This is a genomic window from Methanothrix sp., assembly GCA_029907715.1.
Lineage (GTDB): Archaea > Halobacteriota > Methanosarcinia > Methanotrichales > Methanotrichaceae > Methanothrix_B.
The window spans coordinates 1-13966 of the sequence record JARYLI010000023.1 but is presented as its reverse complement, the minus strand read 5'-3'; the positions used below and the strand labels follow the sequence as shown (position 1 = coordinate 13966).

General features: G+C 54.3%; 16 protein-coding genes. 7 read left to right on the top strand and 9 right to left on the bottom strand.

Features of this window, described 5'->3' with window-relative positions:
• Positions 1–307 precede the first annotated feature (307 nt).
• Positions 308–988 (top strand): DUF5612 domain-containing protein, encoded by a 681-nt coding sequence (locus tag QHG98_09240; protein MDH7597901.1) that lies wholly within the window; start codon positions 308–310, stop codon positions 986–988.
• Here QHG98_09240 and QHG98_09235 read toward each other — a convergent pair.
• The 3 genes from QHG98_09235 to QHG98_09225 form a co-directional block, all read right to left on the bottom strand.
• Positions 985–1230, bottom strand: coding sequence for a glutaredoxin family protein (locus tag QHG98_09235; protein MDH7597900.1), 246 nt, complete (start codon positions 1228–1230; stop codon positions 985–987). The two genes, QHG98_09240 and QHG98_09235, sit on opposite strands and share 4 nt — an antisense overlap.
• Positions 1227–1568: a hypothetical protein gene (locus tag QHG98_09230; GenBank protein ID MDH7597899.1), complete on the bottom strand. Its 342-nt coding sequence runs from the start codon at positions 1566–1568 to the stop codon at positions 1227–1229. The genes QHG98_09235 and QHG98_09230 overlap by 4 nt, the downstream gene beginning before the upstream one ends.
• A gap of 145 nt (positions 1569–1713) precedes the next feature.
• The gene (locus QHG98_09225) at positions 1714–2193 is read right to left on the bottom strand and encodes a hypothetical protein (GenBank protein MDH7597898.1); all 480 of its coding nucleotides are present in this window, start codon (positions 2191–2193) and stop codon (positions 1714–1716) included.
• 71 nt (positions 2194–2264) lie between these two features.
• Here QHG98_09225 and QHG98_09220 point away from each other — a divergent pair, with 71 nt between their 5' ends.
• The 4 genes from QHG98_09220 to QHG98_09205 all read left to right on the top strand — a co-directional run bounded on the left by QHG98_09220 (position 2265) and on the right by QHG98_09205 (position 5576).
• Entirely contained in the window at positions 2265–2417 is a 153-nt protein-coding gene (locus QHG98_09220) for a hypothetical protein (protein ID MDH7597897.1), read from the top strand.
• Between the two features lie 104 nt (positions 2418–2521).
• On the top strand, positions 2522–3241 hold the full coding sequence (locus tag QHG98_09215) for a thymidylate synthase (protein ID MDH7597896.1): 720 nt from the start codon (positions 2522–2524) through the stop codon (positions 3239–3241).
• A gap of 176 nt (positions 3242–3417) precedes the next feature.
• On the top strand, positions 3418–4788 hold the full coding sequence (locus QHG98_09210; GenBank protein MDH7597895.1) for an AIR synthase-related protein: 1371 nt from the start codon (positions 3418–3420) through the stop codon (positions 4786–4788).
• A 383-nt stretch (positions 4789–5171) separates the two neighbouring features.
• Positions 5172–5576: a hypothetical protein gene (locus QHG98_09205; protein MDH7597894.1), complete on the top strand. Its 405-nt coding sequence runs from the start codon at positions 5172–5174 to the stop codon at positions 5574–5576.
• Between the two features lie 104 nt (positions 5577–5680).
• Here the strand turns inward: QHG98_09205 and QHG98_09200 are convergent, their stop codons facing one another.
• Both QHG98_09200 and QHG98_09195 read right to left on the bottom strand, forming a co-directional pair.
• Positions 5681–6328, bottom strand: a complete 648-nt coding sequence (locus QHG98_09200) for an RNA 2'-phosphotransferase (GenBank protein MDH7597893.1) — start codon at positions 6326–6328, stop codon at positions 5681–5683.
• Positions 6329–6521: 193 nt separating this feature from the next.
• Complete coding sequence (locus tag QHG98_09195) at positions 6522–7205, bottom strand: MarC family protein (protein MDH7597892.1); 684 nt, start codon at positions 7203–7205, stop codon at positions 6522–6524.
• A gap of 184 nt (positions 7206–7389) precedes the next feature.
• Between QHG98_09195 and QHG98_09190 the strand changes: the two genes are divergently transcribed.
• Together QHG98_09190 and QHG98_09185 are read left to right on the top strand one after the other, a co-directional pair.
• Positions 7390–8754: an NAD(P)/FAD-dependent oxidoreductase gene (locus tag QHG98_09190; protein ID MDH7597891.1), complete on the top strand. Its 1365-nt coding sequence runs from the start codon at positions 7390–7392 to the stop codon at positions 8752–8754.
• Positions 8755–8974: 220 nt separating this feature from the next.
• A complete protein-coding gene (locus tag QHG98_09185) occupies positions 8975–9412 on the top strand; it encodes a 23S rRNA (pseudouridine(1915)-N(3))-methyltransferase RlmH (GenBank protein MDH7597890.1) in 438 nt (145 codons plus the stop codon).
• Here QHG98_09185 and acs read toward each other — a convergent pair.
• From acs to QHG98_09165, 4 genes are all read right to left on the bottom strand, one after another.
• On the bottom strand, positions 9409–11379 hold the full coding sequence (gene acs / locus QHG98_09180) for an acetate--CoA ligase (protein ID MDH7597889.1): 1971 nt from the start codon (positions 11377–11379) through the stop codon (positions 9409–9411). The genes QHG98_09185 and acs overlap by 4 nt on opposite strands.
• Before the next feature lie 740 nt (positions 11380–12119).
• A complete protein-coding gene (locus QHG98_09175) occupies positions 12120–12527 on the bottom strand; it encodes a DUF1699 family protein (protein ID MDH7597888.1) in 408 nt (135 codons plus the stop codon).
• A gap of 229 nt (positions 12528–12756) precedes the next feature.
• On the bottom strand, positions 12757–12966 hold the full coding sequence (locus QHG98_09170; protein MDH7597887.1) for a hypothetical protein: 210 nt from the start codon (positions 12964–12966) through the stop codon (positions 12757–12759).
• Between the two features lie 162 nt (positions 12967–13128).
• Positions 13129–13410 carry a 2TM domain-containing protein gene (locus QHG98_09165; protein MDH7597886.1) on the bottom strand — a complete coding sequence of 94 codons (282 nt, stop codon included), beginning with the start codon at positions 13408–13410 and terminating at the stop codon, positions 13129–13131.
• Positions 13411–13966: the final 556 nt, after the last annotated feature.

Genomic DNA, 13966 nt, shown 5'->3' with positions numbered 1-13966 from the left:
ACTCACTTCATGAACTCTCTTTCTACCCATAGTCTGGATAGATCAACGCAATGGTTAAAACATTTTGTTATGGAGCAGGAGTTGTGACGGCAATTGGATCTATTCAAAGTATATATACGCTATGTATCCGGCAGTGTGCCGAAATTGCTGTAATTTCGCACACTGCCCATTCTGATCAAGAGGGGCGAGATTGCACCGGATCTGGTTGTCAGGCGCCTGGCCGGTCTGCGATAAAACCTGTTGGAGGGATGAGATAAGATTCATCTGGTGCACATCATTACTTGAAGTCTGATGGAGGTCTGAGATCATGGGGGATAAGACGAGCTTTGCGATAAACATAATATGCGAGGACAGGCCCGGCATGCTGCGCGATATAGCAGGCGTGGTGGCGGAGCGCGGCGGCAATATCGTCTACACCCAGCAGTTCGTCCTGGACAGGGGCGTTAACAGGGGGAAGGGGACGGTGTACATGGAGATCGAGGGGGATGTGCGTGGTGGGATTGAGGGCGTGGTGGAGTCGCTCAGATCAATGCCACAGGTATACGAGGTCACAGTGCACCCCTCATTCAACCAGATCTACGGCTCGCGGGTCATAATCATAGGAGGGGGCGCTCAGGTCGCCCAGGCTGCCGTTGGAGCGGTCAGCGAGGCCGACAGGCACAACCTGCGGGGGGAGAGGATAAGCGTCGACACGATCCCGCTTGTGGGAGAGGATGCAATCGCTGATGCCGTGAGCGCTGTGAGCAGGCTCCACAGGGCCTCGATTTTAATCCTGGCAGGCGCCCTGATGGGCGGGCGCATAACAGAGGAGGTGGCCAAGCTCCAGAAGGAGGGGATACCTGTCATAGCCCTGAAGATGGCGGGCACTGTGCCCAGGCAGGCAGACCTTGTCGTCACAGATCCGATCCAGGCGGGCACCTTCGCGGTCATGCACGTCGCCAGGACGGCAGTGTTCGATATAAACAGGGTTAGGGGTATGGAGTTCTAGAGCTCAAGCTCCTTGAGCCGATCGCCATCGAACAGATCTCCGGTTGTGTAGAACCTGCCGTTTATCTCCAGCACCGGCGCGGACATCGTGAACACTCCATTGACCCTGAGCTCTGTGAGGGCCTCGGCTGTTGTCATATCGACAACCTCAAAGCTCACACCCCTTCTCTCAAGAAACACCTTCAGCTGCTCGCATCTCGGGCACTCAGGCGTTGTGTAGATCCTGCATGCCAAACACCTCACCTCAGAGACATGGGGTAATCCCTGTCAGCCCAGACAGCATATCCCTGGTTCACAGCGCGCTCTGCGCACTCCCTGCAGCATGAGAAGTTCGCAAAGTACTCGACGCCGTTCATCTCATATTCAAACACATTGTTTATTGTGAATCCGCATATCCTTCTGAAGTCCTCGCCCATGCAGAAGAAATCGTTCGCCACCTCAGGAGGGCACTCCTCAAGGTACCAGTCCTTTGGCACAAGCACAGGCAGAATGGCCATGTCCATCCCGCAGCCACACGGGCCGTAGCAGTCCTCAGGCCCCAGGAAGACTATCGCCTTGTTGACAGGAGGCAACTGACTCACCTCTTATTGAAATGAGCACCTTCAGAGCTCCACATTCTCTGTGTCGGGATCGCATTTTAAGTTGTTGGCATGCCGGAGTGACCACACGAATGCAACCCGCAGCAACTCTGGCACGCAGACGCCGTTGTGTTCAGATCTGATATCCTCATCCGTATCGACATGCATTATACAGCTCTGATACAGTATCGTGGCTCATCCTGTAGCCTCCTCTGACTCTTGGAATACCAGGATAGCTCTCGACCGTCTCGATGGCCAGGCATGACGCGCCTGAATCGCGGATCTCCTTCACGACAGACCAGGGTATCAGATGAGCTCTTTTTGATCTGCCTCTCCCTCCCCGGAACTCAACCGCCAGCACCCCTGTGCGACCTGATAGCTCCACGAACCTGCTCTCCCTCTCGATCTGGTCTGGGGAGAAGTGCTGCTTGAAATAAAGAGGGCCCTCTGTGGCGAGGCTCTTGCACTCTATGGCGAGGTAGTACTCGGGGTATCTTGAGTCGACAAGCACATCCATGTGCTGTGCCGAGAACCTGGCCTGCCTGAGTCTGTACGCGATCGCCTCGATCCCCTCCATCTCAAAGAAGGTGTTGAATGCCCTCACAAGCTCCCATTCGAACTCCGCCAAGCAAACCCCTGTGAGATGAGAATCGATATGTTTATGATTCTTGTGATCAAAACCCAGAGAGGTGGTCATAATTGGATCCGGAGGAGATAGCGGCAAAGTACACCATGAAGGATCTCAGGCCGATAGCCAAGAAGTACGGGATCCCGACCCGATGCGTTAAGAAGATAGACATCGTCAGGCAGCTCCCTCCTGAGGCGCTGGAGGAGCTGGAGAAGAAGAGCTGAGAGCCCCTGAACTGGATTGCGCATGGCTCTGTTTAACTGCTGTCTGGTGGTATCGTTGAATCCATGGTCCCGGGAGTAATGAAGTTGATTGTAACAGGTGATGAATGGCAGGGAACTCATGGGAGATCCCGATTCTTGCGAACCTCTGCGTGTTCAGGACCTGCACCATGAATAGCATCGGTCGGCTTGTTCGTGCCAGAGCAGCGGATGAAGCATGGCGCCGCGGTCTCAACATCATATGGCGGCAGGGCGCTGAGATCGAGGACGAGAGGGGCTCGAGGACAAAGGAGCTGATGAACCTCATGGTCGTCATAGAGGATGCAAGCTCCTGCATTGCTCCCCGCGAGTACTCGTGGACAGAGGATCGTCTCGATGAGTATGCATCCCAGCTCCTCTCCCCTGAAAACCCCGGATTCGAATACACCTACGGAGAGCGCCTCAGATCCTGGAACGGAGAGGTGGATCAGATCGCTGAGATAGTAAACCGGCTGAAGAGAAACCCCAGGACGAGAAGGGCGACCGCGGTGACCTGGATTCCACCCGTGGATCACAAAAGGGAGGAGGTGCCGTGCATGGTCGTCTGTGATTTCAAAATAAGATACAGCAGGATGAACCTGACGGCGGTGTTCAGGAGCCATGACTTCGCCGGAGCGTATCCCGCGAACGTGTACGCTCTGACAAGGCTCCTCCACCATGTTTCAGGTGAGACCGGAACGGCTCCTGGAAGCATCACCACGCTCAGCGCATCAGCCCACATCTATGAGCACGACTGGGACTGGGTGGAGAGTCTGATCGTGAAAATGGGAGGACAGGCCGGCCCGTAGAGCCAGCGGATCACACATATCTGATCCTCACATGTACATTTCATGTAATGCCATTTCATGATGCAAATACCCCAACGTATGAGATCTGCAGATCAGGCGCTTCATGCTGTTTGATTCTAAAGGTGGGTACAGTCGGGCCGTCAGGTAGATACTTATGAGATGCCGCCTGAACCGGAATGGAGGTGAGCGGGCGCGGGATCATGGCCTGTGCCCATCGTATGGATCTTGAGGGCTATGCCAAGCTTGGGCTGAGGAGAAACGACCCGGATATCAGGAATAAACTCGCAGATCTCATCGTCGAGATAAAGGGCATGAGCAGGGATAGAGCAGAGTCTCTGGCAGGAGCCGTGCTGCAGGAGGCCAGGGCAACGCTCAACCCCAGAGGGGATGTGTTCGAGCTTCATGGCTCCGGCGTGAGCATGGGCGAGTTCGGGGTCGGATCCCGAGGCCTGGGCGACTTCTACATGCACACAAAGATCGCAGAGGTCATAGGAAGGACAGGCGCAGTCGTGGACTCATCAGAGCTGGACGATTCAGGAGTGGTAAGGGCTGGTGACAGGTATCTCGTGGTCACTGTTGATGGAATGCACTCCAGGCTGAGCGACTATCCCTTTCTCGCCGGCTTCCATGTTACAAGGGCCGCGCTGCGCGACATCCTGGTGATGGGTGCAAAGCCTGTTGCCCTCTTCTCAGATGTTCATCTCGCAGACGACGGCGATGTCGCAAAGGTGCTCGACCACATAGCCGGTATCGCCACCGTCGGAGAGCTTGTGAACGTACCGCTGATCACAGGCAGCACGCTGAGGATAGGCGGTGATATGGTCATAGGCGAGAGGCTCACGGGCTGCGTCGGTGCTGTTGGTGTCGCAGAGAGGATCACTCCGAGAAAGGATGCAGCCCCAGGAGATGTCATAATCATGACAGAGGGCGCTGGTGGAGGAACGATCTGCGCTGCAGCTCTCTACTACGGGATGCATGATGTCGTGGAGGAGACGCTCAACATAAAGTTCCTGGAGGCTGCAGGTGCGCTGATCGGTGAGAGTCTGGAAATACATGCGATGACCGACGTGACCAATGGCGGGATAAGAGGGGATGCGAAGGAGATCTCCCACACAGCCGGAGTGAAGCTGGTCTTCTTCGAGGATCGGATGAGATCTCTTGTCAACCAGAGGGTTCTGGATATGCTCGAGAGGCTCGAGATAGACTATCTCGGAGTATCGATAGACGCTCTCCTGATAATTGCCCCCGAGGGCGAGGCTGATGGGATACTGGATGTCATAGAAAGAGCCGGCGTCGCTGCTGATATCATCGGCAGAGTCGAGAGAGGCTCTGGCGTGGAGCTTCATACGAAAGAGGGGATTAAAGACTTCTCGCCGAGGTTCAGGGAGTCTGCGTACACTCCAATAAAGAAGTTCGTCGGCGAGGAGGCGACGAGGGACTTCGAGGAGATGCGCGCGCTCGTGGACGCAGCGGCGGAGCGCGCGATTGAGAAGAAGAAAAGGTTCGTGGAGATGATCAGATCAAGGCGATCGGGCCGAGCATCCTGATTTTCTGTAACGCACAGGTTGCGGAGGATCTGATTCCGCCGAGTGCTGGAGAGCAGTGACCGCAGCAGCACGTTAAGCACCACGCTTCATCTATAGTTCTTTGCGTCACTCCATGTAAACCCATTTAAAAGCTACTGGATATGTCATACTTCATAGATGATTTTATGTAATATTCTATATTATAGCAACTTATGCGGAATACTATAATGAATTCAGTGAGGTCATTTGCTGTGGACGATACGGGTACACAGCTCTCCTGGTGCGATGAAGACGCGAGAAACTCCGAGTCATGGGGCACGCGATGGGATTTAATACATCATCGCGTATATTGACACATGGACTGTGATCATCACTGCAAACATATCTGCAGCTGGATAGATGGGATGCCATACCACAGGAAGTATGCTCTGCCGAAGGAGTGCTGCCCCGAGCTGCCTGTGTGCTTCAAGGAGACGCTGATGGGGGAGATGATCCCCGGAGCGATCAGGCAGTTCCGGGGGCCGTCAGGTGCGCATGTTCATGAGTTCGACGATCACTGGGTGTTTCACAGGGACATTGTGAATGCCTCTGATGATCCGGTGGGGCATCTCATCAGAGATGCCCCCGAGTATCTCGTCTCCATGGCGATCGTCTTTCTCACAAGCCTGCTGATGGGAAGAAAGACCAGAGACAGAAAGGCGGAGGCTGCCATAGCAGGTGGCCTCTCAGGCCTATTCGCGCTGCTCCTCAGCAAGCTTGTGAAGTCAATAGACGAGGAGCGGGGAATGGAGGAGGTCAAGGAGATATAACCAGGAGGTTCAACCAGAAGGTTCACTGCGACCTGGATGGCCAGTGCGAAAAAGAATGTCAGACTCATCCTAAGATGCACCCAGGTGACATATGTTCTCTGCGTCTATCTCTGGGCCTTCGCTGGCATCATGCTCAGGAACTTCGGGGGTATCGGCTCGGAGATGACCATGCTCTCGCTCACCTTCATCATCCTCACACCCTCTCGCTGAGCTCCTGCTGCGTCCACGACGATTATCTTTGGATTGCTCGTCCTGAAGGTGCCGACCTCCCATGCCTTATCCGGAGTTGTGCTGAGGTGTACATACCTCTGTGTGGCTGACTTAAGGCCGACCTCAAGGAGCCGCTCTGCCTCCTCCTCTGCGGTCCCGTAGTAGAGCATGGGCAGCTCGTTCTCTGGGTAGTCGAGATCCACATCCACAGAATGGCCGTATCTGGCCCTTATTCGCGTGCCGTTTATCTCGTATCTGCCCTTTGGATCTGACCTGACGAGCGCCATTATGACATTCTCGTTTGCCCATCTGTATCTGGTCCGGATGGCATCCACAAGCACCGGTATCTCCACCCACCCCTGCGGGCTCATCGCCAGCCCCAGGTCGTCGGGGAAGTGACGGAGCGCTCCTGCGAGCAGCCTCCCGAGCTTCTCAGTCCTGACACCATCAAGAACTAGCTTCCCTCTGCTTCCGCAGCTGCATGCATCTCCTCTGAAAAACCCATGCTGCGGGCATCTCCTGATCGCATGCTCTGGATCCATTGATGAACCGGACCTCCACGCCTGAGTACGCTCTCTGGCCTGCAACACAGGCCGACACCACTATCTGTGGAGGGAGAGGATGATGTATAGAGTTATCGGTCTGGAGGGGGAGACGTCGAGATCCACTTAGAGGACTCAGGAACGCCGATTCATGAGGAGCGATGTTGCTGCAGAACATCAGGAGCGCCGTTCTTCAGGAGGCGCATGCGCCTGATGCCATTGAGATGTAGATGTTCCATGCGCCCACGCTAACAAAATCAACAGCTATCGCCCCTAGGATCAGGCCCATTATCCTCGTGAACACCATGATCCCAGTAACGCCGAGGAGATCATCGACATACTCTGCAGATCTGAGTATGGCATAGGTTGCGCCAAATGTCAAACATATCGCTAGGAGCACCAGCATCTTATCCATGAGTGTGCTGCTTGCTCCCATATTCACTATCACTGTGGTTATCGCTCCAGGGCCGGTGAGCAGCGGGATCGCCAGCGGGAATATCGAGATGTCCTCCCTGGTTGTTGCATCCTCGATCTCGGCCTCTGTGACCTTCTTGTGAGGTTTTGCGCGGAGCATGTCTATGGCCACAAGAAAGAGCAGTATGCCACCCGCGACCCTGAGAGAGTCAACGGTTATGCCGAAGAACCTCAGGATCATATCCCCCGCAAGGGCGAAGATCATCGCAACAGAGAATGCCACAAGCGTTGCGCGGACGCATATCCGGCTCTTCTCAGCGGGGCTGGCATCCCGCGTCAGAGAGACGAATACCATCGTCGCCTCGATGGGGTTCACTATTATGAATATTGAGGTGAACGCGTATATGAAGTACTGAAGATATGCGGCCAGATCCAGATCAGAACCCCCAGTGCACCTGACCATCAGATTGCGACTGCATGACAGATAATCTTAATGGGCCGCATGGCGATGGAGCCCAGCTTGAGGCCGCAAAGAAGGCGATCCTGCCGCGAAAATCCTTTTGCACCCCCTCCTTGCGCGCTTCGAATGGAGACGAGCTCTGCCAATTCCCGCGGTTTAAAATACCATTGATGTGATATACTGATGCATGCATGATGTGGTCGTGGTCGGCGCCGGGCCGGCAGGACTCTTCGCGGCTCTGGAGCTATCCGCCCACGGAAAGAGCGTTGTGGTTGTCGATAAGGGCAGGGACATCTCTGAGAGGAGCTGCCCGATGAAGAAGTGGGGCCACTGCCTCCACTGCGACCCGTGCCACATAATGTGCGGGATGGGCGGAGCGGGCACATACTCAGATGGTATACTGAATCTCCATCCGGCAATTGGCGGCGATCTCACGCGCCTGACTGATGATGCCTGGTCGCTGGTGGATGAGGTGGACTCGGTATTTCTGAGATACGGCGCTCCTGTCGAGATACAGGAGCCCACGCAGAGCGATGTGGAGGATCTCAGCCGGAGGGCTGCATCCGTCGGTGCGAGATTCATAGCAATAAAACAGCGCCACATGGGATCCGACAGGACTCCTGAGATAATAAGGGCGTTCAGCGCCGACCTCAAACGGCGAGGCGTCAGGTTCGTGCTGAACAGTTCGGCTGCAGATCTCATAATTGATGGCGACGCATGCATTGGAGTCAGGCTCTCTGATGGAAGAGAGATCAGGGCCGGTAGCACGCTCCTCGCGCCGGGGAGGATAGGCGCACAGTGGATCGGAGAGATGATCGACAGGTACGGCATAAAAGCCCGGTACGGTCCTCTGGATGTTGGGGTGCGTGTGGAGGTGCCCTCGATAGTCATGGACCCCGTCACGCGAATCAACAGGGATCCGAAGTTTCACATCATAACTCACAGATACGATGATTTCATCAGGACATTCTGCACAAACCCTGGTGGATTCGTGGTCAAGGAGGAGTACAGGGATTTCATAGCAACAAACGGCCACTCGATGTCCGGGGAGCGCTCTGAGAACACGAACTTCGCATTTCTTGTCAGGCTTGAGCTGACGAAGCCGATAGAGAACACCACGGCCTACGGAATATCGATAGCGAAGCTCGTGACAACTATCGGCGGGAGGAGGCCCGTGATTCAGAGGCTGGGGGACCTCCACAGGGGGAGGAGGTCCACGGAGGAGAGGATCGCCAGGAATCCAGTCCGGAACACGCTGATAGATGTGACGCCAGGAGACATATCGATGGCCCTGCCTCACAGGATAGTCATGGACGTAATCGAGGGGCTTGAGATCCTGAACGAGATCATTCCTGGAGTAAACGCTGACTCCACGCTGCTTTACGCGCCGGAGATAAAGTTCTACGCCCGGGAGATAAGCGTCGACAGGGACCTGCAGACCAGCATACCATCACTCCACGCTGCAGGCGATGGCGCCGGTCTCTCGAGAGGCATAGTTGCGGCCGCGGCTACCGGACTGCTTGCAGCACGCGGAATACTGAGAGGTCATTAGCACGTCCAGTCCTGCAGATGCAGTCATCATCCTGATGCGGAGGGATGCAGCCAGAAATCCGGGAAAGAGGTCAGGCATAAAGATATCCGCTCTTATGTATTCAGCAACTTGAAGGACATGAAGGCCGGTTGCTGAATGCACTCATACACTTGGAAGGAACGCATAGCGTGACTGGTGCCTCTTCGGGCCAAGTTATCAGATGGATAAGAGCGGAGATATCATGCACATGAGGATAATCGCCGTCGGCAGGATCAGAGATAGATTCTGGCAGGATGCAGCATCATATTATATTAAACGCCTCGCTCCCTACACCAGGCTGGAGGTCGTGGAGGTTCGCGAGGGGGATCCCCTTAAAGAGGGAAGGGAGATTCTCGCGCATCTGAGAGGAGGTATAACAGTGGCGCTCGATGAGCACGGTGAGAGCATGAGTTCCACGGAGCTGGCATCTTGGCTCCAGAACAGAATCGTCGAGGGTTGTGGCGTTGTTAACTGGATAATCGGCGGTCCGGAAGGGCTCTCACAGGATGTGCTGAACCGCTCGGATCTCCGGCTCTCGCTCTCGAGGATGACATTTCCCTATCAGCTGGCGAGGATCATCCTGCTTGAGCAGCTCTACAGGGCTTTCAGGATAATAAAAAATGAGCCATACCACCGCTAGATCGCGGGTATGGCATCGATGGCATCCCTGTTGACCACCGATGATGTATCGCCTAGAGCTGCACCAAGCGCCTTTGCCCTGATCACAGCCCTCACAGGCTTCCCGGTTCTGTCCTTTGGTATGGCCGGGACGAAGTAAACCTCCGATGGCATCGCTATCGGTCCCATTGTTGTCCTGACGTGGTTCCTGATCTCCTTCTTGAGGTTCTCGTCAGCCATGACGCCCTCTTTCAGCACGACGAAGAGGACGATATTCTCCCCCTTGACCTTGTCCGGCCTGCCGATGACCGCCGCATCCGCGACATTCGGATGCGAGACCGCGGCAGCCTCGACCTCTGCATTGCTTATCCTGTGGCCTGCGACCTTGAGGACATCGTCGATCCTGCCCAGTATCCACCAGTAGCCATCTGAATCCCTTCTCGCCCTGTCGCCGCTGAGGTATATTCCAGGTTTGATGTTCCAGTAGTAGTCGTAGTATATCTCTTTGAGCTTCTCAGGCTCTCCGTATATGCCTCTGAGCATCGTCGGCCATGGGGCTGTGAGCACGATGTTCCCGCTCTCCTCAGGACCAACAGCTCTCCCGTTCACATCCAGCAGCTCCACATTGTATCCTGGAAGCGGGAATGCAGGCGAGCCCGGCTTGAGCGGGGTTATAGGCAGTGGAGCTATCACATGGCAGCCGGTCTCCGACTGGAACCAGGTGTCCATTATGGGAGCCCAGTCGTTGCCGACATGCTTCCTCCACCACAGGAACGCATCAGGGTTCATGGCCTCGCCGACAGATCCCATCAGCCTGACGCTTCTCAGGTCGTACTTCTTAGGCCACTCCTCGCCCTCCTTCATGAACATCCTGATCGCGGTGGGCGCTGTGTAGATGACAGAGACGCCATAATCCTCTATGATCTGGAACCATCTCCCGAAATCGGGGTAATCCGGAGAGCCCTCGTACATAACGCTCGTCGCTCCAAGGCAGAGCGGGCCGTAGACTATGTATGTGTGGCCTGTGATCCACCCGATGTCAGCGGTCGACCAGTACACATCAGTATCTTTTATGTCGAAGACCCAGCTCGTTGTGTACGCAGGCCCGACGCAGAAGCCGCCGTGCGCATGGACAACACCCCTCGGCTTTCCTCCAGCTCCAGCTGTGTAGAGTATGAAGAGCGGATCCTCCGAGTCCATCTGGAGGGTCTCGCACTCATCAGGCTGGTTCTTCACGAGGTCATGCCACCAGATATCGAACCCATCCTTCCAGTCGATGCTCTGGCCGGTTCGTCTGTAGACGATCTGGCGCTCTACTGAGGGGGCGTCCTGGAGGGCCTCGTCTGCCTGGGACTTTATCGGGATCGGCTTTCCTCTTCTGTATGACCCATCGCACGTTATCAGGATCCTCGCGCCGGCGTCATTGATCCTCTCGCGGAGCGCGCCTGCGCTGAACCCCGAGAAGACTACGACATGTATCGCGCCGATCTTCGCACATGCCAGCATCGCCACTGGCAGCTCCGGGATCATCGGCAGGTAGATTCCAACCCTGTCGCCCTTCCTGATCCCCAGGCTCCTGAGGCCGTTGGCGAGCTTGTTCACCTCTCTGTAGAGCTGATAGTACGTTATGGCCCTGGTGTCCCCAACCGGCTCGCCCACGAAGTAGTAGGCGACCTTATTTCTCCGCCAGGATCTTGCATGCCTGTCGAGGGCGTTGTGCGCGACATTGCACTTTCCTCCAACGAACCATCTCGCATGCGGCGGGTTCCACTCCAGGACCTTCTCATATGGCACAAACCAATCGGCATATGTCTTTGCCATCTCGTCCCAGAACTCAACGTAGTTCTTTGAGCACCATTCCCGCAGCTCCTTCTCGCTTCTGAAGCCCTTTATCTTCATCCACTGCATCACATTGGAGTTCTCAACCAGGTCGCTCGCCGGCCTGTAGACGTTCTCCTGAGAGGAGACCTGTGCTTTCTCATCTGCCATTTCGGATCGCCTTCTGAGTTTAGTCCATTCATCAGGCAATTGCGGAAAAGACCACACACGGAGTATTTGGCTAACAACACGAATTTTTGTGGCCTTTTTCTGCAATAAAGTATCTTTAATTGGACTTATTCGCTATGAGCTCGCTTTTAATTTATAAATTTGTCGTATAAGATTTATTATGATAGATTTCCATGAAAACACCTGTCATATGCTGCAGATGGCCAAACCAATGTGTATTATAATAGAAAGTAATGCTTCACTCCCACTAACTTGCAAACAGATCAGTCAGACCTGCAGCATGATGACTCTCAGAATCACAGGAGTCAGTGGAAGTTGACTCCCGCAGGCCATTCGGTGATTGAGCCACGACCCGCCACTCCGGAGAGGCTCTGCGAACAGTAAGGGCGGTTATCACCCTCTGATGAGTGTTCGCTGCATGCTGGGTTCGCTCTTATGTATTCAGCAACTTGAAGGACATGCAGGCTGGTTGCTGAATGCACTCGTTAGCTCGCCGGTAGCGCATAGCAGGACCGGTGCCTCCTCGGGCAGGTCATCAGACGGATAAGAGCGGTCGGGTTATGAGAGCTGAAGCCGCAGATCTTGAGGCGACTTCAAAACATGAGAGAATGCAGAGACACGCCCGGCCGAATCGACATGCACGACAGTTCTGGTGGATATCTGCGCAAAAACAGTGCAGCGACTTCACGGCGATGGTGCGATCCAGGAGTTGCGCTCCTGGGTCACGCCGTTACCTTTGTCTTTGCGATGTATCTTATGAGATCCGGGCCGATCCTCGCCTTCTTCTGGAGCTCCTCTGCCATCTGCTCAAAGGAGACGCCCTTGTTGATCATCGACCTGATCTCTTCTATTGTGCTGTCGCTCACCGTGAAGTACTCGTCAAGATCCTTCCTGTGGCCCCAGACATCACCCTCGAGCAGCTCAATGCCCTGCATCTCCAGGAACACCTGAATGGCGTTTGACATCGTCTTCTTGTACGAAGGCGGTACCTGGATCACCCTTAGCCGTGGGCACCTCTGCATAAGATTCAGGAAATCGACATTTGATGCCCTGAATGCCAGATGCACCATTCTTTCATTCGGATTGAGCTGTACGATCTCGCTCTTGGAGCTGACTACCCTAATTCTCATAGAGACTCACCATACACAGGAACAATATCATATTATTAATAGACACTTGTGGTGTATGGTACCGTCTAAATAAAGTTCTACCAGAAATAATCAAAATTAAAATTTTAATTATGATCTTCTGGAAGATCCTGTGCATCTCTGACAGGCAGCTCTGCCATCAATGGATGATGTCCCAGGCTGCTGTACAGCGCGCTCAGCGGCCTGAAATTGACTGAGATGCGGAAGCGGATCATCTGCGGATTATAAATGCCAGAATAATAAGCAGTGGAAGTGCCAGAGTCACAAACAGGCTCCAAAGCCCAAACCGCTCAGCAACGCTGCACCAGGGAGCGCAGAGCCGGCCACCGGTAAGCCCGCCGCAAACAAGAGAGCACCACCATCTGAAGAGAGGGCATCGGGCGACCTTCCAGTCCCTGCACTTCTCAGGTATCCTGCCCATGTACTATGATGTTTTCTCGCTGAAATAAATGCTTAACTGCTATACATACAGATTAAAAAATATTATAATATCACCTGATCGTGTGGCTGAACCGCTGGATCCACGCAGGTACGCAGGAGATCTGAACCCCGTGAGTTCCTGAAGAGGCCACAGCCTCAAGGTTCACCTCAGCCTGGATTCTATCTCCCGCTCCCTGAGCTTGCAGAGGTTCTCAGCCCCGCGCACATAGAACCAGTAATGGACCACCACCAACAGTCCCCAGCCCACTATTGGGTAGTACATAGCCCAGCCGGGGATTGTCTTTATCGTGCCCATGGCGTTGAGAGCTATCCAGATGGCATTCACCACAATGTAGATTGCTATGTGAAGCTGGAACAGCTTCACCTGATCCGAGACGGTCGCCTCTCTAAAAAGTCTTTTGTATTCTTCCAGAGTCGCAGCCACAGTTCCACCTCCTCAATTATGTGGATGCCTGCTTCCTGATGTGAGGGTAACCGACCATGCACACGCACATTTAAGGCAACAGATCGCAGATCATGTCGTCACTGGACCATCGATGCCAGCACGGATGCATCCCCCAACGAATGCAATGGTCTGATCTGCACACGTGCACCTCACGCCAGGAATTAATACTGTTGTTCTTCAACCTTATATATGTTGTTCTTGTTTTTGGTGGACCTGTCCGAATAAGATAAAAAAAACCAGAACTGAGCATAAAATTGGTTCCATGCGTCATCGGTTAAGATCGACATGTGTAGAATTGGACTTAATAGTCTCGCTCTTATGTATTCAGCAACTTGAAGGACATGCAGGCCGGTTGCTGAATGCACTCATACCCTCGGAGGGAACGCATAGCGTGACTGGTGCCTCTTTGGGCCAAGTTATCAGATGGATAAGAGCGAATAGTCTTATCTCGCCTCAGTACTGCAGGACTCAAGTCCACAGGCGGTCGATTTGAATCAAACTCTCCACTATGGGGAGATCTCAATTTGTAAAATTT